Origin of the sequence: Pseudomonas sp. UBA1879 (assembly GCF_002338065.1) — a bacterium.
GTDB lineage: Bacteria > Pseudomonadota > Gammaproteobacteria > Pseudomonadales > Pseudomonadaceae > Aquipseudomonas.
The window spans coordinates 1-24,339 of sequence record NZ_DDHJ01000014.1 but is presented as its reverse complement, the minus strand read 5'-3'; the positions used below and the strand labels follow the sequence as shown (position 1 = coordinate 24,339).

Below are 24,339 nucleotides of genomic sequence, written 5' to 3'. Positions count from 1 at the left end.
CTGGCGCTGCAATCCGGTCTAACTGGTCTGAACAGTGAGCACCGCGCTCGCCCTGCTTTGGCGCGCCTGAAAGCCTCGTCGCCCCTTGCCTGGGCGTCGCTTGCCGAATTCACAGGATGACTATAAAAGAAGGTTTTCTCCGGTCACTGCGCCTGAAAACCCATGCACCCAAGTCCGATTGCTGTACCCGAAGCTGCCTTCCAGGCGATCCGCAAACTGATCGCCGAGCAGGGCTATGGTCCCGGCGACAGCCTGCCTTCGCAGCGGGATCTGGCGGTTCGTCTGGGCGTCAGCCGGGCTTCGTTGCGCGAAGCACTGTCGTCGCTCAGCGCATTGGGGGTGGTCAGCGTGCAGCCGGGCAAAGGGGTGTTCGTCCAGGCCGTTTCTGAACCACAACAGCGCACGAGCGGCTTTTCATGGCCTTTCGCGGCTCACGCCTCGCCGTCGGAGACGTTCCAGTTGCGATACGCGCTGGAAGGGTTTGCGGCAGGCCTTGCAGCGGTAACCTTGACCGCTGATGAGCGTGATGTGCTGGAAGATAACGTCGAAGCCATGCGACTTGAATTGAAGGCCGGGGATTTCGACAGTGCCGCCAAGCTGGATTTCGACTTCCATCGACGCATCCTGGTGGCCAGCGGCAATCAGGCAATTCTGGGGATCATCACTGCCAGCGCCGACATCTTTCTGGAGAGTCAGAAGTTGCCATTCATTCGCGCGGGCAGAGCGATGGAAACCTGGCAGGAACACCGCAAGATCCTCCGCGCCCTCGCACGCAACGCCTCCGGTCCGGCGCAGAAGGCCATGCAGGAGCATATAAGAGGCGCAGCGTTGAGGACCGGTATCGTGTTCGTCGCGCCTTCGGCCTGATGCCTGCCGTTCGCACAGGTATGTTTGTGAGGCAAATGGGTCACTTCGATATAGCTAGTCAGCCAAACCCATAGCAAGAGACAATCGCCCCCGCCTTCCTGTCACGACCTGACACAGTTATGATGGGGCACGTTTTTTTGCCTATGACCTCGGAGAAATCTCATGAGTAGCGACCTTATCAAACACGTCAGCGACGCGAGCTTCGAAGCCGATGTCCTGAAGGCACAAGGCCCTGTGCTGGTGGATTACTGGGCTGAGTGGTGTGGCCCGTGCAAAATGATCGCCCCGGTTCTGGACGATATCGCTGGCACCTACGAAGGCAAACTGACCATCGCCAAGCTGAACATCGACGAAAACCAGGAGACTCCAGCCAAGCACGGCGTCCGTGGTATTCCGACCCTGATGCTGTTCAAGGACGGTGAAGTCGCTGCCACCAAGGTTGGCGCGCTGTCCAAGTCCCAGTTGCAGGCGTTCCTCGACGCCAACATCTGATGGCGCAAAAGCCCCGCAAATCGCGGGGCTTTTTTCTGGCGTTGCACTAGACGCTTGGAAAATCAAGTGGTACATTCGGCCCCGCAACGGCTTCTCCGTTGCCCCCTGCTAGCCGTCGCCGACGCTCTCCTTTCGATTTGTACGCGATCCTGTCGCCTTCTCTGCGGCGCGGCCTCATTAAGCCAAAAGCTTAATTTCCCCCTCATACACGATTACGTCATTCCTATATGAACCTGACTGAACTCAAGCAAAAGCCTATTACCGATCTGCTCGAAATGGCCGAACAGATGGGCATAGAAAATATGGCCCGTTCGCGCAAGCAGGATGTGATCTTCTCCCTGCTGAAAAAGCACGCTAAAAGCGGCGAGGAAATCTCGGGTGATGGCGTGCTGGAGATCCTCCAGGACGGCTTCGGCTTCCTCCGCTCTGCAGACGCCTCTTACCTTGCTGGCCCGGACGACATCTACGTCTCGCCGAGCCAGATCCGCCGCTTCAACCTTCGCACCGGCGACACCATCGTTGGCAAGATCCGCCCACCGAAGGAAGGCGAGCGTTACTTCGCACTGCTCAAGGTCGACACCATCAACTTCGACCGTCCGGAAAACGCGAAGAACAAGATTCTCTTCGAAAACCTGACGCCGCTGTTTCCGACCATTCGCATGAAGATGGAAGCCGGTAACGGTTCCACCGAAGACCTCACCGGTCGCGTCATCGACCTGTGTGCCCCTATCGGCAAAGGTCAACGGGGCTTGATCGTCGCGCCGCCAAAAGCGGGCAAGACCATCATGCTGCAGAACATTGCGTCGAACATCACTCGTAACAACCCAGAGGTTCATCTGATCGTTCTGCTGATCGATGAGCGTCCGGAAGAAGTGACCGAAATGCAGCGCACCGTGCGTGGCGAAGTGGTTGCCTCAACATTCGACGAACCTCCGACCCGTCACGTGCAAGTCGCTGAAATGGTCATCGAGAAGGCCAAGCGCCTGGTCGAGCACAAGAAGGACGTGGTCATCCTGCTCGACTCCATCACCCGCCTGGCTCGCGCCTACAACACCGTCATTCCGAGCTCCGGCAAGGTGCTGACCGGTGGTGTCGATGCTCACGCGCTGGAAAAACCGAAGCGCTTCTTCGGTGCCGCTCGTAACATCGAAGAAGGCGGGTCGCTGACCATCATCGCCACCGCGCTGGTTGAAACCGGTTCGAAGATGGACGAAGTGATCTACGAAGAATTCAAAGGCACCGGCAACATGGAACTGCCTCTGGATCGCAAGATCGCGGAGAAGCGCGTCTTCCCGGCCATCAACATCAACCGTTCCGGCACGCGCCGCGAAGAGTTGCTGACGGCCGACGACGAGCTGCAACGCATGTGGATTCTGCGCAAGTTGCTGCACCCGATGGACGAAGTCGCTGCCATCGAGTTCCTGGTCGACAAGCTGAAACAGACCAAGACCAACGATGAGTTCTTCCTGTCGATGAAGCGCAAGTAACGCGCTCCACGGCACGGGCTGAACGGCGGTAGAAAAGTGGTGTCCCTTTGGGGCACCATTTTTTTTGACTTTTTTCTTACACGAGAACGCGGACAAGGAGCGTCATGCATACGTTTGGTAATCGTCGGGATATCGACGGACTGAGAGCTTTGGCCGTCATTCCAGTGGTGCTTTACCACTTCGGATTTGGCGTGTTCAGCGGCGGGTTCGTGGGCGTCGATGTATTCTTCGTCATCTCCGGTTTCCTGATCACCTCTATCATCTTTCGGGAAATCAGCGCGGGACGCTTCAGCTTTGTCGATTTTTGGGCCCGCCGCGCCCGACGCATCATTCCCGCGCTAAGCATCATGATGCTTGCCGCCCTGCTGGTAGGCTGGGTGCTGATGCCCGCCAACGACTATTCGCAGTTAGGCCGCGCTGTGCGGTATCAGGCGATGTTCGTCTCCAACATCCTGTTCATGCGCCAGGACGGCTATTTCAACCCGGCTTCCGATTTCAAACCGCTGCTGCATACATGGTCGCTCTCGGTGGAGGAGCAGTACTACATACTGTTTCCGCTGTTGATGGTGCTGCTGACTCGCTACCTGCGGCAGTGGCGCTGGGTGCTTTTCGGCCTGTTAGTGGTGTCGTTCGCGCTGAATGTCTGGGTGATCAAACGCAACCCTGACGAAGCATTCTTCCTGCTGCCCATGCGTGCGTGGGAGTTGTTGTGCGGGGCGATGTTGGCGGTGCTTCCAGTCTCGGATCGCCAGCGCTCGCCCTGGGTTTATCAAAGTGTCAGCCTGGCAGGGCTGCTGGCCGTGCTGTACGCCATTTTCGGGTTCGACAAGTACACGCTGTTCCCCGGCTGGGCGGCGTTGTTCCCGGTGCTGGGCGCCACGGCGATGATCTGGGCAAACGGACAGGCGCCCACATTTGTCGGGCGAGTGTTGAGCGTGAAAGGAATGGTCGGTGTCGGGCTGATCTCCTATTCCTGGTATCTGTGGCATTGGCCGGTGTACGTTTACGCCAATGCGATTTCCATTGATGGCATGCAAGCGCTGGAAGCTGCAAGCTGGGTCGTTCTGACGTTGATACTGGCGTGGCTGAGTTGGCGTTTGATCGAGCTGCCATTCCGTGACAAGCGCGTGTTGGCTGGGCGCAAGCCCGTGTTGTTCGCCGGTTTGGCGACGCTGCTGGTTATCGGCGTGGCAGGGCAACTGGTGCGAGTGAGCGATGGCGTGCCGCAACGCCTGTCCGGGCAAGCGCGACAATATGCCGAGGCGCGTGACTGGCAGCGCGGGCAGATGGAGTGCCTGCTGCAACGGGACAGCCAAGACATCAGCAAAGTCTGCCGTTTTGGGGGCGATGCGCAGACCCCGCCCGTGCAATTGGTCTGGGGCGACAGCCATGCAGCGGCCTTGTTGCCTGCGATCGAAGCGGATGCACAGCGGTATGACATTCCGGTGTGGCTGGCGAGTCTGTCAGGGTGTCTGCCGATCCTCGGGCACGAAACGCGACCTCAGTGTCAGGACTTCAATCAAGCCACGCTGCAATCCATTCGCAAGTACAAGATTCGCGACGTCGTGCTGGCGGCACGTTGGAGCCTGTATCTGTACGGCGAAGAGGACGGCGACAGGCAGCACGTCCTGTATCCGGGTGACAGCCTACCGGTCGCTGAGCAGAAACTGGCCAAAGACCTTACCGCAATGGTTCGTGACCTGCGCGAAGCCGGGGCGCAGGTGTGGATCTTCAAGGAAGTCCCGCTGCAACGGCAAGGCACGGTGGCACGCCTGGCAAGTCTGGCAATGGTCGGGCGCTCGGCCGAGCGCTTGGGCCGACCGCTCGCCGAACACCTCGCGCGGCAGCAGTTTTTGAACGCGTTGTTCACTCAACTGGGCCAGCAAGATCCACACGTGCACGTCATCGATCCTGCGCCTTTGATGTGCCCCGATGGCATTTGCCGCGCTGAATTTGACGGTTATTCGCAATACATGGACGAAAATCATCTGTCGGACAAGGGCGGTGAACGCATGAAGCCTTTGCTGGCGCCTGTTTATCTGAGTGAAAACGCCGCTCAGGGCAGATGAATCAGCGTTCGGCTGCTGCCGTTGAGTGTCAGAGCAGGTAGGATGTGCATCTATTTGTTAAGTGGCCGGGTTAATGAAATTCAAGGATCTACGGGATTTCGTGCAGCAGCTTGAGCAGCGCGGAGAGTTGAAACGCATCCAGGTGCCCATTTCCCCGGTGCTGGAGATGACCGAAGTCTGCGACCGGACCCTGCGTAATAAAGGCCCGGCCTTACTGTTCGAGAAGCCAACGGGTTTTGACATCCCGGTACTCGGCAACTTGTTCGGCACGCCAGAGCGCGTGGCCATGGGCATGGGCGCGGAGTCCACCGAGGAGCTGCGAGAAATCGGCAAGCTGCTGGCCTTTCTCAAGGAACCTGAGCCGCCGAAAGGTCTGAAAGACGCGTGGTCGAAGCTACCCATCTTCAAAAAAGTGATCTCCATGGCGCCGAAAGTCGTCAAGGATGCGCCTTGCCAGGAAGTGGTCATCGAAGGCGATGACGTCGACCTGAGCATGCTTCCGGTCCAGACCTGCTGGCCCGGCGACGTCGGCCCTTTGATCACCTGGGGCCTGACCGTCACCAAAGGCCCCAACAAGGAGCGCCAGAACCTCGGCATCTATCGCCAGCAAGTCATCGGTCGCAACAAAGTCATCATGCGCTGGCTCAGCCATCGCGGCGGCGCGCTGGACTTCAAAGAGTGGTGCGACAAGCATCCCGGCCAGCCTTTCCCGGTTTCCGTGGCATTGGGCGCAGACCCCGCGACGATTCTCGGCGCCGTCACCCCGGTGCCGGACAGCTTGTCCGAATACGCCTTCGCCGGTCTTTTACGGGGCAATCGCACCGAATTGATCAAATGCCGGGGCAACGATCTGCAAGTGCCGTCGAGCGCGGAAATCGTCCTGGAAGGGGTGATTCATCCCGGCGAAATGGCCGATGAAGGCCCTTATGGGGATCACACCGGCTACTACAACGAAGTCGATCGTTTCCCGGTATTTACCGTTCAGCGCATCACTCACCGTATCAAGCCGATCTACCACAGCACCTACACCGGACGTCCGCCGGATGAGCCGGCGATTCTAGGCGTGGCGCTGAATGAAGTGTTCGTGCCGATCCTGCAGAAGCAGTTCCCGGAGATCACCGACTTCTACCTGCCGCCGGAAGGCTGCTCGTACCGCATGGCGGTGGTGACCATGAAGAAGCAATACCCCGGCCACGCCAAGCGCGTGATGTTGGGCGTCTGGTCGTTTTTGCGACAGTTCATGTACACCAAGTTCGTTATCGTTACCGACGACGACATCAACGCTCGGGACTGGAACGACGTCATCTGGGCGATCACCACGCGTATGGACCCCAAGCGCGATACGGTGATGATTGACAACACGCCGATCGATTACCTCGATTTCGCCTCGCCGGTCTCCGGGCTGGGCTCGAAAATGGGGCTCGATGCCACGCATAAATGGCCGGGCGAGACCACTCGTGAATGGGGTCGCGCCATCGTCAAAGACGAAGCCGTCACCCGCCGGATCGATGACATCTGGAATCAGCTGGGAATAGATTGATGCGCGTAACTTTGCAGCCATCGGGCGCAGTGCTTGAAACCTTGCCTGGCGAGCGAATTCTCGACGCCGCTCAGCGGCTCGGCTACGAATGCCCCCAGAGCTGTCGCAACGGCAACTGCCATATCTGCTCCGCGCTGCTGGTCGAAGGCCGCGTCGAGCAAGGCGGCGAAGTGCTTGGGCACGGCGAGATCTATACCTGCCTGGCCGTGCCGCAGGAAGACTGCGTAGTGCTGTGGGACAGCGTGTTGCCCTTGGGAGAACTGTCGGTGCGAACGTTCGCGTGTCAGGTCACCGAGTGCGTTGAGGTGGGCGGTGATGTCTGGCGAGTGATGCTTCGTGCTCCCGCGGGCAAGCCGCCGCGTTATCACGCCGGTCAGTACCTGATGATCGCCCGCGACGATGGCGAGAAGTCTGCGTTTTCCATGGCGTCCGCGCCGGAAAGCGGCCGGGATCTTGAAATCCACGTGCTGGCCCGCGAGGCAAGCGCGCAAAATCTGATCAAGCAACTCCAGCGCGATGGCATGGCCCGCGTCGAACTGCCGTTTGGCGACACGCATCTCGGCGAGCTGCCGGACGGCCCGCTGGTGCTGATCGCCGCTGGCACGGGCATGGGGCAGATTCAGAGCCTGATCGAGCATTGCCGTTCCAAGGGTTTCCCCTATCCAGTGCACGTCTATTGGGGGATGCGCCGTCCTGAGGATTTCTACGCACTCAAACATTGGGATGAGTGGAAGACCCTGCCGAATCTGCATTTGCACAAAGTCGTCAGCGATCTGTGCGGTTGGGAAGGGCGCTGCGGCATGCTGCACGAAGCTGTGTGCGAAGATTTCGAAGACCTCAAATCCATTCAGGTTTATGCCAGCGGGTCGCCTGCAATGGTTTATTCCACGCTCGATGCGCTGGTTCTCGCAGGCATGGACCCCCATCAGATGCGTGCTGACGTTTTCGCTTACGCCCCTCGCCCCTGACCGTCCGCCCGGTGGCGGCTGCCGTGGAGAGCTAATTGCATCAGAATGTGTACCAGGCCAATTTAAGGCGTTACGGCCTGTAGATCGCTCGCAGCAGTGAAAGCGTGTTGATTCGCTGTTGTTTGAGCCGCTTCGACGTTGTTCAGCACTGCACTGGCCATATATTTGCCAGTGAGGGAGCCAGATGGAGAATCAAATCAATAGCTTGGTGGAGGCCGTACATGACGGTCTTGGGCTGTCTTACCCACCTGTTATCGACCTCGGGCCGAAGCTGACCCGCGAACAACTTCTCGCTTCCATGCATGCCACCATGAGCCGACACAAAGGCGGACCTGTCTGGCTGTTCGCGTATGGCTCACTGATCTGGCGCCCCGAATGCTCCGCCGTGGAGCGCATGCGCGGTCGCGTGCATGGCTACCATCGCGGTTTGTACCTGTGGTCTCACGAACACCGCGGCACGCCTGAGCAGCCTGGCCTGGTATTCGGCCTCGATCGCGGCGGGTCTTGTAGCGGTTTCGCCTATCGACTTCCCGAAGAAAATATCGAAGCGTCGTTGCTGGCGCTATGGGAACGCGAAATGCCGTTCCCGTCCTACCGTCCCCATTGGCTCAGCTGTCGCCTCGAAAATGGCACCAAGGTCCAGGCGTTGGGCTTCGTACTTGAAAGGCACCTGCCCAGTTACGCGGGCAACCTTCCCGACAGCGTACTGACCCAAGTGTTGGCAAGCGCCAGCGGACGTTACGGCACGACATGGGACTACGTGGAGCAGACCATCCACGCACTCCGAAACCATGCGATGCCGGACGTGACACTGGAAGAGCGGTTCAAGCGGTGCAAACCGATTTTGTTGGCGATATAACATCCAGTTGCCATGTTGCTGTCGTCTGCTGCCCGCGAAGCGTTAGACTTCGCTGACTTACACAGGAGGTATCCCGTGAACGCTCAACTTTCTCCGATCGTTTCCGAGTTTGAATCCGAAGAACAGGCCGCGAGCTACGATGCTTGGTTCCGCGCAAAGGTACAGGCGTCTCTGGACGATGAGCGACCTAGCATCTCTCATGACGAAGTGATGGCCGAGATGAAAATGAGGTTGGCCGCCAAGCGCGAAAAGCGTCGTAATGATCGTTGATTGGCGACCGAAAGGACGCGAGGACCTCTGGGAGATCCTCGAATACATTGATGAGCGAAACCCGAAAGCCGCTGATGCGCTACAGGCGGAAATAGAAAGAGCGACTTCCGCCCTTCCTGAACATCCTTATCTTTACCGAATAGGGCGAGCACCGATGACCCGGGAGATAATTGTTCATCCGAATTATTTGGTCGTTTATCAAATCACTGATCGGATTGAAATCGTGAGCGTCCTCCATGCTCGTCAGGAGTATCCCTGAGCCGAGTTCGGCTCGATAGGCCCAGGACCTACCGCGCCGAAGCTCTGGAACACTAAGCTGCTGTCTCACGCGACTGACTTGCCACTTGCGTGTGACGCAGCGTCGGTGCCAGGAACGCCATCGCCAATACGCACGAAGCCACGAGAATCACGAAGCCGCCATCCCAACCGAAATGGTCCACGGTGTAGCCCATTAGCGCACTGGCCGCGACCGACCCACCCAAGTACCCGAACAGTCCCGTAAAGCCCGCCGCGGTGCCGGCTGCCTTCTTCGGCGCGAGCTCAAGGGCTTGCAGACCGACCAACATCACCGGCCCGTAGATCAGGAAGCCAATCGAGACCAACGCGATCATGTCGATGGTCGGGTTGCCTGGCGGGTTGAGCCAATACACGAGGGTCGCCACGGTCACCAATGCCATGAACACGATGCCGGTCAGGCCGCGGTTGCCGCGGAAGATCTTGTCCGACATCCAGCCGCACAGCAGCGTCCCCGGAATGCCTGCCCACTCATAGAAAAAATAGGCCCACGACGTCTTGTCCACATCGAAGTGCTTGGCTTCTTTCAAGTAAGTCGGCGCCCAATCCAGCACGCCATAGCGCAGCAGGTAAACGAACACGTTCGCCAGCGCGATGTACCAGAGCATTTTGTTGCGCAACACGTATTTGACGAAGATTTCCTTGGCGCTGAATTCTTCCTCATGGCTTGCGTCGTAGCCTTCCGGGTAATCGTTCTTGTACTCCTCGACCGGCGGCAGGCCCACGGATTGAGGAGTGTCGCGCATGGTGATGAACGCGAACAAGGCGACGAACAAGGCGACCGCTGCAGGCACGTAAAACGCCGCGTGCCAATCGTTGGTCCAGCCCAGGCCGAGCAGGAACAGCGGGCCGATCAAGCCACCGCCCACGTTGTGCGCCACGTTCCACACCGACACCACGCCGCCGCGTTCTTTCTGCGACCACCAGTGCACCATCGTGCGACCGCTTGGCGGCCAGCCCATGCCCTGCGCCCAGCCGTTGATAAACAGCAGAATAAACATGATCGCCACGCTCGACGTCGCCCAAGGTGCGAACCCGAATATGAACATCGTCGCTGCAGACACCAGTAGCCCAAACGGCAGGAAATAACGCGGGTTAGAGCGGTCCGACACCAGTCCCATTAAAAACTTCGACAAGCCGTACGCAATGGCAATCGCCGAAATCGCGAGTCCCAGTTCACCTCGCGTGTAGCCCTGATCGATGAGATACGGCATGGCCAGGGAGAAGTTCTTGCGCAGCAGGTAGTAGCCCGCATAACCGAAGAAAATCCCGGCGAAAATCTGCCAGCGCAGCCGACGGTAGGTGCTATCAACGCGCTCGGCAGGCAACGGGGCCTGATGCGCGGCAGGTTTGAAAAAGGCAAACATCGAGACTCTCCGACTTTTTGTTTTGTTATGCGAATTCGAATATTACATTTTCGTTACAGAAAATAGGAAGGTTTCTCGTCAGTTGATGGGCCGAAGTTCGGGCGTTTGGCGTGTTGGAATATGAACATGACGCAACGTGGATACCCCGCGTCAGTCTCTCGGATTCGTCCTACTTGAGAACCGGAATCGATCACCTTACTGGCGTGCACGCCGCGCCCTACCATCCGCGCCATCTGCGAGAGGCGTTCAGGGACGAGGTAAAGGTGAAATCACGATGGAAGGTGCTGTTCATTTTGGGCGGCTGTGCGTTGCTGCACTGTATGGGATCGCACGCGCGTTCGATGGACCCGCAGTTCGAGCGTTACGTCTCCCCGACGTATCCCTCAGCGTTGCGTGGCGGGAAGCTGTTTTCCAGCGTCCGGGTCAACTACGACATCCGCCACGACGGTACCGTCACCGACATAAAGATCACCGAGCAGACCGACCAAAAATCAGCGAATTCTGCGCTGTCGGCCGTTAAACGCTGGCAGTTCAAGCCTTGGGATGTGACCGAAGAAATGCCCGCGCGCATCGGTGAAACCGTGCATTTCGTGTTTGACCAGGAGCGGCTAGAGAGGCGCCTGAGGATGGTGGTCTCCTGGGAGCGGAGGGAGACGCCATGAAACGCTTGAGGCAAGTAGGGCGGTGGCTTCTGTGGTTTTCATTGCTGATATCAACATCATTGCAGGCTAGCCAAACGCCCGAGTATGAATATCAAACGCCTCTACTTCCCGGTGAACAGGATTTCATTCGTGATCGTCAGGATCGTTTGCTTCAAGAACAGCAAAAGCGCCTCGAAGAACTCAAGAGTCTGCCGGGCAAGGCAGTCGAGACAGTCTTGCCGACCGCGCCTGTTGACGCGCGTTGTTTTGTCATCGATAGCATTGAATTTAAAGGCGCCGACTCACTGACCGAGTCCAATCGGGAGCAACTGACGCAACCCTATCAGGGGCAATGCCTGGGCGTTTCTCAACTCAATGAGTTGCTCAGGAACATCACCAACCTTCATATCGCCAAAGGGCTGGTCACCAGCCGTGCCTATCTGCCTCAGCAGGATTTATCCAAAGGGCATTTGCAGATACTGGTCATCGAAGGCCGGCTGGAAAAACTTGGCAGCAACGCTGCAAGCGGGTTGTCGGATCGCGAGTTGGCGATGGCGTTTCCGGGACGCGAAGGGCAACTGGTTAACTTGCGCGAAATCGAACAAATGGTCGATCAGCTCAATCGCTTGCCATCCAACCAGACGCAGATGGAGCTGACGCCGGGCCAAGACGTCGGTGGCAGTGATGTGCTGGTCAAGAACACCAGGCAAAAGCCATGGCGCGTGAGTCTGTCTCGTAACAACGATGGTCAACGCAGCACAGGCGAGCAGCAGTGGAATACCGGTTTCGAATGGGACAGCCCCTTGGGTCTGGCCGATCAGCTCAGCCTACGCGGCGGCCACGATGCGGTATCCGATCATCAGCAAGGTTCGCGCAACGCTGCGCTGACCTACAGCCTGCCATGGGGCTGGTGGAATTTCAGTTACAGCTACGCCGAAAGCGACTACCGCTCGCTGATACAGGGCAATGGTTTTGATTTCAAACAGACCGGTGACGGCCAGACGCATCAATTGCGCGCCGAGCGTGTGATTCATCGCGATGCTCTCAGCAAAACATCGCTGAATGCCGGTCTGTCCCACCTGCGCACTAATAATTACATCGAAGACAGTCGCTTGGGCAACAGCAGCAATCGCCTCAGCGAAGTGCAATACGGCATCAACCATGGACGGCGTGTCGGCGGGGCGTTCCTCAATATTGACCTGGGCATGCAGCAAGGTATCAGTGCGTTCAGCGCACAGGACAATAGCCGTTCTAGCCCCAAATCCAGTCTCGACCAGCCCGATGCGCGTTACCGCAAATACACCAGTACCGTCAGTTACCTGCATCCATTCAAGGTACTCGGCGCAAGTCTGACCTTCACCAGTCTGGCGACCGGTCAACGCACTGACGACATGCTTTACAGCCCGCAGCGCATCAGCCTCGGTGGTTCGTCTTCGGTGCGGGGTTACAAGGATCAGTTTCTCTCTGGCAACAGCGGCGGCTATTGGCGCAACGAACTGAGGCTGACCCGCCCGATCATGGTCGGGTGGCTGCAGCCAGTGTTCGCCGAATACGGCACTGCCGTCGGATATGACCAAGGCGTGATCAGCAATGATCATCACAACGAAGACCGCCGTGGGCGCCTGTCCAGCGCCTCCTTCGAACTCTTTGCGCGGGGGAAGCACATCGCTGCGGCGGCCACTTTTGCCCATTCTCTGGAACGTCCGTCAGATTTGATTGATCGCGAATCGCCGATCTATTTCCGCCTGGACTTTTTCCTCTAACGCTTCACCGGAATTTCTGACATGGACGTTCGTCACTTCAATTTTCTCACCCGTCAGCCCTCTGCGAAGCTGCTAGAGCGCTCGCGTTTCTGTGGCATGCCCAAGAGGGGTTTGGCATTCATTCTGGCCAATGCGATGTTCTGGCAACCGCTGCTTGCCCAGGCGGACGGTATCGCAGTAAATGGCACCACTCAAACCACGATGGGGCAGGCGGGTAATGGCGTGCCCATCGTCAACATCGCCGCCCCCAATGCCAGTGGCCTGTCGCATAACCAGTTCCAGCAATTCAACGTTGGGTCGCAAGGGGTGATCCTCAACAACGCCACCGACCGCACCCAAAATACGCAGCTCGGCGGCATCATCGTTGGCAACCCGAACCTCAATGGCCGCGCTGCCGGCATCATTCTCAACGAAGTCGTCGGGGCCAATGCCAGTCAGCTCAATGGCTACACCGAAGTGGCCGGGCAATCGGCACGCGTGATCGTCGCCAACCCGTACGGTATTTCCTGCAACGGCTGCGGTTTCATCAATACCCCGAGAGTGACTTTGACGACCGGCAGACCAGTGCTCGACAACGGCCGCCTCGATCGTTTTCGTGTAGAAGGCGGCAGTGTATCCATCGACGGCGTCGGGCTGAATGCCGACAACGTCGATCAGTTCGACATCATTACCCGCAGCACGAAAATCAATGCTGAGTTGCACGCCAAAAATCTCGATATCGTCACGGGCCGTAATGACGTTGATGCACAGTCCCTCACTCCGACCGTTCTGGCCAACGATGGCAGCGCAAAGCCGCAACTGGCTATCGATAGCTCGGCGTTGGGTGGCATGTATGCAGGTGCTATTCGTCTGGTGGGGACCGAAGCCGGCGTCGGCGTAAAGCTGGCTGGGAACATGGCCGCCAGTGGTGGTGACATCCAGATCGACGTCAATGGCCATTTGGCGATGGCCCAGGCTGCGTCCGGCAATGCAATCAACGTCAAGGCCGCCAGTGCCGACCTGCGGGGCAAGGTGTATGGCACCAGCGTCAATGTGCAGGCCCGCGATGCCCTGAACGTCCAGCAAAACATTGCTGCCCGTGATCGCATCAACTTGAGCAGTGACGGCCAGTTGACCAATAGCGCTGTCGTCGAAGCAGGGGTGAATGCCGATAATAGCCGCAATGCAACCGGCGATACGGCGATCAATGCGCAGAGTGTGCGCAACAGCGGCAGCGTGATCGCCAGTCGGGCGTTGCAGGTCAGTGCTTCGCAAGCGTTGAACAACCAGGGCGGTACGCTGAGTGGACAGGCAAGTACCCAAGTCACGACGGTCAGTCTCGACAATCGGCAAGTCGGCCGGATTTTGGGTCAAGGCAACGTGTCGGTCTCGAGCGGGCAGATTTTGAATGCCCAAGGCGGCTTGATAGCCAGTGCCGGCAGCCTGTCTATCGACGCAGGGCTTTTCGATAACAGTCAGCGTGGCAAGGTGTCCAGCGCTGCGGCGTTGTCTGCAGTTATTACGAAACAATTGCTCAATGGAATGGGACTGTTCAGCGCCAGCGGAAACCTGTCGATCAACGCTGCGAATCTGGAAAACCGCAACGGTGAAATTTCCAGCCTGAGTGATATGGCCCTCTCGGGGCGCCAGGCCGACAACGGCAACGCAGGGCGTCTGCTCGCTAATGGTGGGCTGTCTGTCACGTATGACGGCCTGTCCAATTGGAATGGCGGAATAATCTCCGGCCAACGCAACGTCAGCCTGAATCTCGGCCAATTGTCCAATGACGCGCAGGGCAGCGTGTATGCGAAGGGCAATCTGGATATCGCAACCATGGGCTTGCTGGACAACCGACAGGGCGCGCTGCGCAGTGACGCCGCACTCACTTTACGTAGCGCCAGCGTTGCCAACGATGGCGGCAGTCTGACCAGCGCCGGCCCTCTCACGCTGACGGCTTCCGGGGCATTGCTCAACAAGGGTGGGGCACTGCTGTCCGATTCAGGCCTTGCGGTCACTAGCGCATCCTTGGACAACAGCCAGAACGGTCGCATTGCCGGTGCAGGCGTCACGGTAGACACGGGTGCATTCAACAACCAGCGGGCCAGTCTGACCAGCACCGCCGCGCTTAAACTGACCGCTCAGCAGGTGAACAACAGCGACGCCGGGCGTATCGCCAGTGCCATGGCGCTGACAGCCTCTGTTGCCGGACTGGATCAGCATAACGGCGGTCGTTTTTACGGAAACACCGACGTCAGCCTAGACCTGAACGGCGGGCAGCTCAATAACGATGGCGGCTTGATCACCTCGCCGGGTCAGCTGCTGCTGAAAAACCTGAGTACCCTAAACAACCGCGGCGGTGAAATCTCCAGCGCCCATGCCTTTGCCGTGACAGCGAACGCTGTACAGAACGATGAGGGTTCGCTGATCAGCGATGGATCGCTGACAGTGCGCGTCGATCGCCAATTCAGCAACGTTCGTGGGTCTGTTTCCGCCACAGGACTCGATCTGCGCGCCGATACGTTGAACAACGATAACGGCAGCTTGAACAGCGATACGGACCTTCAGGTCACGGCAGGGTCGGTCGTCTCAAATCAGGTCGGTGAACTGTCAGCGGCGGGCAATACCTCGCTGACGACCGGGCGCTTGAACAACAAAGACGGTCAGATCACGGCTGACCAATTTCTGACGCTCGTAGTTGCCGAGGCTGTCGATAATCGTGGTGGTACCTTGGGAGCAGCCAAGGGCCTCGGAATTCTGGCCGGGAGTCTGGACAACCGGCAATCAGGTATCTTGGTTTCCGACGGGGACGTGAGGATCGCGCTCGGCGGTGCGCTGGACAACCGAGGTGGCCGTGTGACGGCGCAGGATACGCTGACCTTGCGCAGCGACAGCGTCGACAACCGTGCGGGCGTCGTGCGCGCCACCGAAGACATGCAGCTGTTTATTGGCGCGCTGGACAACAGTCAGCAAGGCTGGGTGGTCGGAGCCAGCGGCGTCACGTTTTTCGGTCAGCACCTGAACAATCAAAACGGTTTGTTCAGTGCCGTCGGCCCGCTTCAGCTACAGGGTGATAGCGTCCAGAACAGTGCAGGACGTATCGCCAGTCAGGGCGATGTGAGCGCAGACGTCGATCATTTCAACCAGCGAGACGGAGAACTGGTCGCTCAGGGCACCCTGACGTTGACCGGCAATACCCTGGCAAACAAAGCAGGCGGCCTGATCGGTGCAACAAAGGCGCTAAGCATCAAGGCAGTGGACATCGATAACCGTGGCGGTGAGATGTCCAGTCAGACCGACGTCACGATCAACACCAGACAGTTGGACAACAGCGACGCAGGCAAGGTTATCGCCGGAAAAGCGTTGCAGGTGACGGCAGACCTACTGCTCAACCGAACCAAGGGCATGCTGTTCGGTGACACCTTGCGGCTCAATGGCAATGGCCTGGATAACACCGCTGGTACGCTTGCCAGTCGTAACAACCTGAGCATCGATCTTTCGGGTGACCTGATTAACAGCATGGGTCTGCTCAGTAGCGAGTCGCACCTGAACCTGAATGCCGCTTCGCTGGAAAATACATCCGGAGCGGTTTCCAGTGCCGGGTCGCTGAATATCTCCAGCGCAAGCAAGGTTGCTAACCAACAGGGTTCGATCAGTACCGACGACGAGCTGAAGCTCACCAGCGCGAGCCTCGACAACAGCAACCGAGGCAATGTTTCCGGCAAGGGCGTAACGGTGTTGAAGACCGGTGCTGTCGACAACAGTCATCAGGGCCAACTCAAAAGCGCTGACCGCCTGACGCTCACCGCAAAGCAAGTGACCAATCGGGACGGTGGCCTAATCGCTGCGGTAAAAGACTTGACGGTCAGTGCGACGAGCCTTGATCAACAAGGCGGCGAGTTGTTCAGCAAGGGTTCGTTGAGCCTCGACCTGAACAACGGCCAGCTCAACAATCAGAACGGTTTGATCAATGCTCCAGGCACGTTGCTGCTAAAGAATCTCAAGGTCGTCAATAACCAGAGTGGGGAGATCTCCAGCGGACTGGGATTTGAATTCAGCGCGGATACCCTCGACAACGCCAACGGCAAACTGCTGAGCGATCAGGCGTTGATCGTACGTGTAGCGCAAGCGTTGGCGAACGTCAAAGGCGCTATATCCGCCGCGACGCTCCATGCGAAGGCAGGCAGCCTGAATAACGCCGAAGGCCTGTTGAGCAGCCGTGGTGTACTGAACCTTGATGTCGATAGCAATCTGATCAACCGCGACGGTGCGCTGATCGCCGACGGCAATGTGGTGCTCAACGCGGCAAGCGTCGATAACGGCAGCGGACAGATCGCCAGCAAGCAAGACCTGACTGCCCGCATTGGCAACCTGCAACAACAGGGCGGCTACCTCACTGCGTTGGGCAGCCTGGACCTCACGGGCGCGAGCCTCTACAACCGTCTGAAGGGTCTGGTAAGTGCCAACGGTCCACTCACGCTGAACGTCGGCAATGTTGATAACCGAAGCGGGGAAGTGTCCAGCCAGGCTGGCATTGCCTTCGTCGGACAACACCTGGACAACAGCGATTCAGGTCGGATCGTCAGTCAGAAAGCTCTGACGTTGACGGTCGATCATTCGGTTAACCGTAACGGCGGCATGCTCTCTGGCAACACCGGACTGATCCTGACCGGTGCAACGCTGGACAACGGCGGCGGCAGCCTTCTCAGTCAGCAGAGTGCTGATCTGGACTTGCGCAGCGACTTGCTGAACGACCTTGGCGGACTCAGCAGTGAGGGCGCGCTCAACGTTAGTGCAGCCTCGCTGAGCAACAACGGCGGCAGCCTTTCCAGCGCAGGCCCATTGAGGGTTCAGAGCGCCGGGGCGGTCAGCAATCAAAGCGGAAAACTAGTCACCGATGGCAGCCTGGACGTCACCAGCGCCAGCCTCGATAACTCATTCAACGGCAACATCAGCAGCAAAGGCCCGGGGTCGATTCACACCGGGGATTTCGACAATAGTCACAACGGCAGTGTCAGCAGCGCCGATACCCTCGTGCTGAGCGCTGCGCAACTCACCAATGCCGGTGGCGGAAGTATTGGCAGTAATCGGGCATTGATAGCCAGCGTCAGCGGGCTCGATCAACAAGGCGGGACGTTGTTCAGCAACACGAGCCTGACCCTGGACCTCAATCATGGTCAGCTTAATAACCAAGGTGGTTTGATCAATGCGCCCGGCGCCTTGTTACTGAAAAATCTTGCGGGAGTCGACAACCGCAATGGTGAAATCTCCAGCCTGCAAGGCTTCGAGTTTAATGCGGAAAACTTCGATAACAACAGTGGCAAGCTGCTGGGCGATCAAGCGCTGGTGGTGCGCGTTACGCGGGCGCTGACCAACGTCAAAGGCATGATCGCCGCCGCCAGTCTCGACACCCGGGCTGGATCGCTGGACAACGGCGGCGGCAGCCTGGCCAGTCGCGCCGACCTGACGCTCGACGTCACCGGTCTGCTAACCAATAAAAACGAGGGTTTGATCAACGCGGCCAATCGTCTCAAGGTCTCCTCGGTCAATCTCGACAACCGCGGCGGCCTGATGCTCGGTGGTTCTGCATTGGTGCTGCGCGCAGGTGAAATCGACAACCGTGCAAGCGGTCTGATCAATAGTCAAGGCACGCTGGAGTTGTCCGCTGTGTCGCTCAACTCCAGCGACGCAGGCGAGCTGTCCGCCAAGGGCACGATGGCTCTTTCCCTCGACAGCCTGCTGCAGAATGGTGGACGTTTGTTGGGATACGACGCGGTCGCCTTGAACCTCAACGGCGGTGACCTGAGCAACCAACAAGGGTTGATCCGTGCCAAAGGACTGCTCACGCTGGGTCCGTTGCGCGACGTGAATAACCAGTCCGGCGAAATCTCCAGTAGCCAGAGTTTCACCCTCGGCGCGCGCATGCTCGATAACGGCAGCGGCAAGCTGATCAGCAGCCAAGTGCTGACGCTCAATGCGGATTCCCTGCTTAACCAGGGGGGCCTGCTCTCCGGCTGGGAAGGATTGAGCGTCAGTGGTGGCAGCCTCGACAACCGAAACAGCGGCACGCTGTCCAGCCGCAACGGTGACGTGGGTGCCAGCTTCACAGGTGCCTTGCTCAACGGCACCAATGGTGCGCTCGTCAGCCAGAATGCGCTGAGCGTGACCGCAGCGAGCCTGGATAACCGGGGCGGAATTCTTTCCAGTGGAGCAGGGCAGGCCTATAACATCAGCGGCCTGCTGGACAATAGTCAGAGCGGCCTGATCGACAGCGGCACAACCTTGACGATCAACATTGCGAGGCTCGGCAACGCGTCGGGCACGATCACCGCGCAGCAGGCGCTTAGCTTTACCGGCACCGATCTAGACAACAGCGCAGGCAACATCACGGGCAACGCCTCGATCACCCTTGACCTGCTCGGCAGTTTGACCAACATCAACGGCAAACTCGCAAGTGCCGGTGACCTGCTGATCGCCCGCGGTGTACAGATCGACAACGGCGGCGGCCAACTCGTCAGCCAACGAGCGCTGACGCTCACCACCGGCAGTCTCGATAACCGCAATCGCGGCACCGTCGCTGCCAACGACTCATTGCGGATCAACGCAAACGGACTTATCCAGAACAGCGATGACGGCTTGATCTACAGCAAGAACGCCGGGCTCACGCTTCAGGCCGCAAGCCTGAAAAACGGTCAGGGTACGCTGCAAAGCCAGGCTGCGATGGATGTACTCGTCACAGGCAACATCGACAACCAGAGCGGCAAGATTATCGCTCAGGATGGCAGCCTGAATGCCACCGCCAATACTTTCGATAACCGAGGCGGCGTGCTGTCCAGCCTGCGCAACGCACTCACTGCACGCATCGACGGCATCATGCGAAACGGGAATGACGTCAATCGCACAGGAGGCGTCGTTCAAGCGCAAAACCTAGATATGCGTGCGCTGGCGGGCATCGACAACTATGGAGGTCGCATCTCCGCGCGATCCGGCGATACGCTGATCAACACCGGCAACGGTAACTTCGACAACCGCAACGGCGGCCTCTACGCCAAGCAACGAATCAGCGTCACCGGCAACGATTTCGACAACAGCGGCGATAACGACGGCCAGATCGCCGGCCAGCGCATCGACCTGAACCTGACTGGCGCATTGAATAACCGGCTGGGGATCATCGAAAGCGACAGCATGCTCACGATCACTGCCGCCAGTCTCGACAACCAGAGCGGCAGGCTGCGTGCACTGGGCACGAGTGGCGTGACACGTTTTCAGATTGGCGGTCTGCTCGACAACCGCAACGGCACGCTTGAAACCGCGAACACCGATCTCGCACTGGGCGTCGGCGGTTTGCTCAACGGCGGCGGTAATATCCTGCACGTTGGCGGCGGCACATTTGGCGTCGCGACCAACGACGTAATGAACGCGGGTGGCAGTCTGATCACCCGAGGCGTTCTGAATCTGAATGCCGACAGCTGGACGAACAGCAGCGTTTTGCAAGCCGGGACGTTGAACGTCAACGTCAACAACTTCACTCAGACTTCCGCTGGGCAATTGCTGGCCTCGGACGCGTTCGTGGGCACGGGCGGCAACTGGACGAATGATGGATTGATTGCCAGTGACGGGACGTTAAGTCTGTCGCTGGGCGGGCAGTATTCGGGTAATGGGCGCCTGAGCAGTCTTGGCAATCTTGGGCTCAGTGCCGGTCAGCTTTCGCTCGGCAGCGTTGGCAGCATTGCGGGTGGCGGGCGTACCGACATCAACGTCGCTGGTGCGCTCACCCACTATGGTCGGGTGACGTCGAGTACCGACTTGTTCGTCACTGCCGGGAGCGTCGGCAACTACGGAACCTTTGGGGCTGCCCAGTCGCTGACCCTCAGCACACCCTCCATGACCAATGCTCAGGGCCTGATCTTCAGCGGCGCTGACATGCAACTCAACACCGCTTCGTTGAGCAACCTGAAAGGTGATTTCTACAGCCTTCGCGATCTCACCATCGGCGGGTATGGCATCGCTCGCGCCCATCAGGTTTCGAACGTATCCGGCTCAATGGAAAGCGGTGGCAGGTTCGCCATGAATGCCACCACGTTCGAAAACCGTACCGAAGGTTCCGACGGGGCACAGGGCTTCGCGGTAGGCCGCACGCTGGTCAAGGGTCTGATTGCCGTGCAGTGCCTGGACTGCACGGGCGATCACTATTCGTTGAATTACGTGGCGCGCGAAACCTACAACGCAGGCGAGGACAACGACACCAGCGCCTCCGCATTGTTAACGGCAGGGAGCGACTTCACGTTCACCGGCGGCAGGTTTCTAAACAGCAAAAGTACCGTGAGTGCCAGCGGGAACATTTCCATTCAGGCAGACAATTTCAAGAACATCGGGGCGGTGAGCGGGACAATCGAGCGTACGCGTACGTATTTTCAAGGCGGAGCAACAGACGGTACCGTCAAGCGTTTCATGCCCTTAATCGTTGAGTACAACCAGCGTAATAATCCCGACTTTCCGAAGAACTACTACGTTGCACCCGACGGTGAACTCCGGCTAGGTGTCGTTTCGTATTCCACCGCCCGCGAGCCGGGTCATGATGGTGGGCTGATCAAGGTGACCTCGGTCAACGACGACGTGACCAAAGCCAATGTCACCAACCTCACGCTTTCCGGGTACGCATACGGCTCCCAGCCCGTCTCGCAATATGACCCGGCGAACCTGGTGCAATTGCCCGCCGCACTCGGCGACCTGACATTGGTCAGCACCATGGAAGTTGCCAAGGATGGCTCGGGCAATGCTGGCCGCAGCGCCGTCATTCAAGCAGGCGGCAACGTTTCCATCGCAGCCATCCAAGACCTGCAGAATAGCGTCATTCATCAAGACTACGCGTCTGCTGGCGGCGCTAGCAAAGTGGCTGACACGCGAGCCAATGGAACCGGCAAAACCGTTGTCGTTCGCCTAAGCGCGCAGTTGCCCCCTGACCTCGCTCAGCAGCAGATCGACCCTACAGCGTTGCCTGGCTTCAGCCTCCCGACCGGTCAGAACGGTTTGTTTCGCTTGAGCGCTCAAGGTGGCAGCGCTGTCACGTCCACCGATAAAAGCCCAGCGCCGCAAAACTGGTCCATCACAGGCGCCAGTATCGTAGCAACGCAGCGTGATCAGGCGGCCCCCGTCACTCAAGTTAGCGACATCCGAATCGCCGCCCTGGGCCCGATTACGACTGAAACACGTCAACTCACCGTCACGGGCCGGGAACGCTCGGCTATCGACAGCAACGCTAAATCGCTGAATACCGCGGCACCTGTGGATGCGGGCAACGGCGGTCTCTTCGTTCCCCTGTACCGAGGCGATGTCACGAGCGTGGTCAGCGTCGACAAAGTGGTCGGCGTTACCGCAGGCCAACCACTGGCTGCGACCCTGCCTTCGGAACAGACCACGGCCATCCAGAACATCGGGAAGGTGCAGGGGCTGCCGGTCAGCATAGCTACGCCGAACGCCCACAAATACCTGATCGAAACCAACCCCGTGCTCACCGACCTCAAGCAATTCATGAGCTCGGACTACCTGCTTGGAGCCCTTGGCTACGATCCGGATGCCAGTACCAAACGCCTGGGCGATGGTTTTTACGAACAGCGTCTGGTGCAGCAAGCGGTCATTGCCCGCACCGGTCAGGCCTTCATCGATGGCCAGACCTCCAATCAGGATCAGTTCAAGTACCTGATGAACAACGCCATCGCCAGCAAGGACGCGCTCAACCTCGCCGTCGGCGTGTCGTTGACGCCCCAGCAGGTCGCTGCGCTGACTCACGACATCGTCTGGCTCGAAGAGCGTGAAGTGAATGGCGAGAAGGTGCTGGTGCCGGTGCTCTATCTGGCTCAGGCCGACAACCGTCTTGCACCTAACGGCGCGCTGATCGCAGGCAGGGACGTCTCCCTGATTGCCGGTCAAAACCTCGACAACGTCGGCACCCTCAAATCCACCCACAATCTCTCGGCCACTGCGGGCCAGGATCTGGTCAACAGCGGACTGATTCAAGCGGGCAACCGCCTGGACCTGCTGGCGGGCAACGACATTGTCAACAAGGCGGGCGGCATCATCGCCGGTCGTGACATGACCATGACAGCCATCGGCGGCAACGTGATCAACGAACGCACGATCACCTCCCTCGACAGCGATGCACGCGGACAACGCCATCAGGACTACGTCGACAACGCTGCCCGCATAGAAGCTGTTAACAACCTGAGCATCTCCGCAGGTCGCGATATCAACAACATCGGCAGCGTTTTGCAGGCCGGTCGCGACCTGACCCTCAACGCAGGCCGCGACGTCAACATCGCCTCCACCCAAGCCATCGACAGCCTGATTCTCGACAGCAAACATACGCGCGGCGACATCACTCAGATCGGCTCGACCGTCAGCGCTGGCCGCAATCTTTCCGTACAGGCGGGGCGCGACATCAACGCAATCGCCAGCCAGATCGATGCCAGGCGCGACATCGCCTTGGCCGCGACCCAAAACATCAACATAAGCTCGGCGGCCGACGAAGATCACTACCTGTCCAAGAGCAAGAAACTGACGGTTAAGGAAGACCACGTCAGCCAGGTATCCACGGACATCATGGCCGGCAGCAGCGTCGCCATCAACGCCGGCAAGAACCTTGCCGTCATCTCCAGCCGCATCACCGCCGGCGACGAGGCTTATCTGGTCGCAGGCGACAGACTCGACATCCTCGCCGCGCAAGACAGCGACTACTCGCTTTACGACAAAAAAAGCAAAGGCTCCTTCGGCGCCAAAAAAAACAAACGTGATGAAGAAACCCAAATCACCCATATTGGTAGCGAAATCACCACGGGCGGTGACCTGCTGCTGGTCAGCGGGGGCAACCAACGCTACGAAATCGCCAAGCTCGACAGCGGCAACGACCTGCTCATCGACAGCGGCGGCGCGATCACGTTCGAAGGCGTGAAAGACCTGCATCAGGAGAGTCATCAGAAGAGCAATTTCAGCCTGTCGTGGAACTCGATGTCGGGCAAAGGCAATACCGACGAAACGCTGCGCCAGAGCGAACTGCTCGCTAAAGGCAACCTGGCGATCAACGCTGTGGATGGCTTGCACATCGACGTGAAGCAGGTGAATCAGCAGAGCGTCAGTCAAGCCATCGATGCGATGGTCAAGGCGGATCCTAATCTTGGCTGGTTGAAAGAGGCTGAGAAGCGGGGGGACGTTGATTGGCGGCAGGTCAAGGAGTTTCACGACTCTTATAAATACAGCAACTCTGGACTCGGTCAAGGTGCGATGTTGGCAATTGCGATCGTCGTTACTTATCTGACATGGGGAGCAGGTAGCTCTCTCGCCGGAGTCGCCGCGAACAGCGCTGGCGGTGTTGCCGCCGACTCGGTCGCTGCATCTGTAATTAGCAACGCTGCTACCAGCACTATCAATAATCGTGGGAATTTAGGGGCTGTCGCTAAAGATGTCACGTCCAGCGATAGCCTCAAACGCTATGCGATCGCCGGTGTTAGCGGTGGTGTCGGTAACTACAGTATAGGACTACAACTGGCGGTCAACTCAGCGCTCAAAAGCGTCCTACAGGGGGGCAAGTTCAAAGATAACTTGACTGAGGCAGCGGTAATGATGGCTGCTAACGTGGTGAGTGGCTACCTCTACGAAAACGCCGGCAATGCGTTGAATGGCAGTGGTTTAGCGACCAAGGCCGCGGTGCACGCCATCGTCGGTGGATTGATAGGGGAGGCCGCAGGGGGGG

Annotated in this window: 13 protein-coding genes; 12 read left to right on the top strand and 1 reads right to left on the bottom strand. The window is 58.6% G+C overall.

The features are described 5' to 3' along the window. Window positions 1-162 precede the first annotated feature (162 nt). The 9 genes from B3N48_RS13545 to B3N48_RS13505 all read left to right on the top strand — a co-directional run bounded on the left by B3N48_RS13545 (window position 163) and on the right by B3N48_RS13505 (window position 8,811). Window positions 163-867: a FadR/GntR family transcriptional regulator gene (locus tag B3N48_RS13545; RefSeq protein ID WP_296184518.1), complete on the top strand. Its 705-nt coding sequence runs from the start codon at window positions 163-165 to the stop codon at window positions 865-867. A 162-nt stretch (window positions 868-1,029) separates the two neighbouring features. After that, entirely contained in the window at window positions 1,030-1,359 is a 330-nt protein-coding gene (trxA, locus tag B3N48_RS13540) for a thioredoxin TrxA (RefSeq protein WP_166594126.1), read from the top strand. Between the two features lie 227 nt (window positions 1,360-1,586). Further along, a complete protein-coding gene (gene rho, locus B3N48_RS13535) occupies window positions 1,587-2,846 on the top strand; it encodes a transcription termination factor Rho (protein ID WP_110948772.1) in 1,260 nt (419 codons plus the stop codon). A 104-nt stretch (window positions 2,847-2,950) separates the two neighbouring features. Beyond that, window positions 2,951-4,915 (top strand): acyltransferase family protein, encoded by a 1,965-nt coding sequence (locus B3N48_RS13530; protein ID WP_296184510.1) that lies wholly within the window; start codon window positions 2,951-2,953, stop codon window positions 4,913-4,915. A gap of 73 nt (window positions 4,916-4,988) precedes the next feature. After that, window positions 4,989-6,455 carry a 4-hydroxy-3-polyprenylbenzoate decarboxylase gene (gene ubiD, locus B3N48_RS13525; protein WP_296184509.1) on the top strand — a complete coding sequence of 489 codons (1,467 nt, stop codon included), beginning with the start codon at window positions 4,989-4,991 and terminating at the stop codon, window positions 6,453-6,455. After that, on the top strand, window positions 6,455-7,423 hold the full coding sequence (locus B3N48_RS13520) for a CDP-6-deoxy-delta-3,4-glucoseen reductase (RefSeq protein WP_296184505.1): 969 nt from the start codon (window positions 6,455-6,457) through the stop codon (window positions 7,421-7,423). Before ubiD ends, B3N48_RS13520 begins: the two co-directional genes overlap by 1 nt. 184 nt (window positions 7,424-7,607) lie before the next feature. Next, complete coding sequence (locus B3N48_RS13515) at window positions 7,608-8,282, top strand: gamma-glutamylcyclotransferase (protein ID WP_296184503.1); 675 nt, start codon at window positions 7,608-7,610, stop codon at window positions 8,280-8,282. 75 nt (window positions 8,283-8,357) lie between these two features. Further along, entirely contained in the window at window positions 8,358-8,552 is a 195-nt protein-coding gene (locus B3N48_RS13510; protein ID WP_296184501.1) for an antitoxin, read from the top strand. Further along, window positions 8,542-8,811, top strand: a complete 270-nt coding sequence (locus B3N48_RS13505) for a type II toxin-antitoxin system RelE/ParE family toxin (RefSeq protein WP_296184500.1) — start codon at window positions 8,542-8,544, stop codon at window positions 8,809-8,811. Before B3N48_RS13510 ends, B3N48_RS13505 begins: the two co-directional genes overlap by 11 nt. A 52-nt stretch (window positions 8,812-8,863) precedes the next feature. Here B3N48_RS13505 and glpT read toward each other — a convergent pair whose 3' ends face one another. Beyond that, complete coding sequence (gene glpT / locus B3N48_RS13500) at window positions 8,864-10,213, bottom strand: glycerol-3-phosphate transporter (protein WP_296184499.1); 1,350 nt, start codon at window positions 10,211-10,213, stop codon at window positions 8,864-8,866. A gap of 173 nt (window positions 10,214-10,386) precedes the next feature. Between glpT and B3N48_RS13495 the strand changes: the two genes are divergently transcribed. The 3 genes from B3N48_RS13495 to B3N48_RS13485 all read left to right on the top strand — a co-directional run. Beyond that, window positions 10,387-10,875 carry a TonB family protein gene (locus B3N48_RS13495; RefSeq protein WP_296184497.1) on the top strand — a complete coding sequence of 163 codons (489 nt, stop codon included), beginning with the start codon at window positions 10,387-10,389 and terminating at the stop codon, window positions 10,873-10,875. Continuing rightward, window positions 10,872-12,617, top strand: coding sequence for a ShlB/FhaC/HecB family hemolysin secretion/activation protein (locus B3N48_RS13490; protein WP_296184495.1), 1,746 nt, complete (start codon window positions 10,872-10,874; stop codon window positions 12,615-12,617). The genes B3N48_RS13495 and B3N48_RS13490 overlap by 4 nt, the downstream gene beginning before the upstream one ends. Window positions 12,618-12,638: 21 nt before the next feature. Next, window positions 12,639-24,339: filamentous hemagglutinin N-terminal domain-containing protein (locus B3N48_RS13485; RefSeq protein WP_296184493.1), on the top strand; the 11,701-nt coding region annotated here is incomplete at its 3' end.

Coding starts and splice junctions, on each gene's coding strand:
- B3N48_RS13545 (WP_296184518.1), top strand. CDS start 163: ATGCACCCAAGTCCGATTGCTGTACCCGAAGCTGCCTTCCAGGCGATC.
- trxA (WP_166594126.1), top strand. CDS start 1,030: ATGAGTAGCGACCTTATCAAACACGTCAGCGACGCGAGCTTCGAAGCC.
- rho (WP_110948772.1), top strand. CDS start 1,587: ATGAACCTGACTGAACTCAAGCAAAAGCCTATTACCGATCTGCTCGAA.
- B3N48_RS13530 (WP_296184510.1), top strand. CDS start 2,951: ATGCATACGTTTGGTAATCGTCGGGATATCGACGGACTGAGAGCTTTG.
- ubiD (WP_296184509.1), top strand. CDS start 4,989: ATGAAATTCAAGGATCTACGGGATTTCGTGCAGCAGCTTGAGCAGCGC.
- B3N48_RS13520 (WP_296184505.1), top strand. CDS start 6,455: ATGCGCGTAACTTTGCAGCCATCGGGCGCAGTGCTTGAAACCTTGCCT.
- B3N48_RS13515 (WP_296184503.1), top strand. CDS start 7,608: ATGGAGAATCAAATCAATAGCTTGGTGGAGGCCGTACATGACGGTCTT.
- B3N48_RS13505 (WP_296184500.1), top strand. CDS start 8,542: ATGATCGTTGATTGGCGACCGAAAGGACGCGAGGACCTCTGGGAGATC.
- glpT (WP_296184499.1), bottom strand. CDS start 10,213: ATGTTTGCCTTTTTCAAACCTGCCGCGCATCAGGCCCCGTTGCCTGCC.
- B3N48_RS13490 (WP_296184495.1), top strand. CDS start 10,872: ATGAAACGCTTGAGGCAAGTAGGGCGGTGGCTTCTGTGGTTTTCATTG.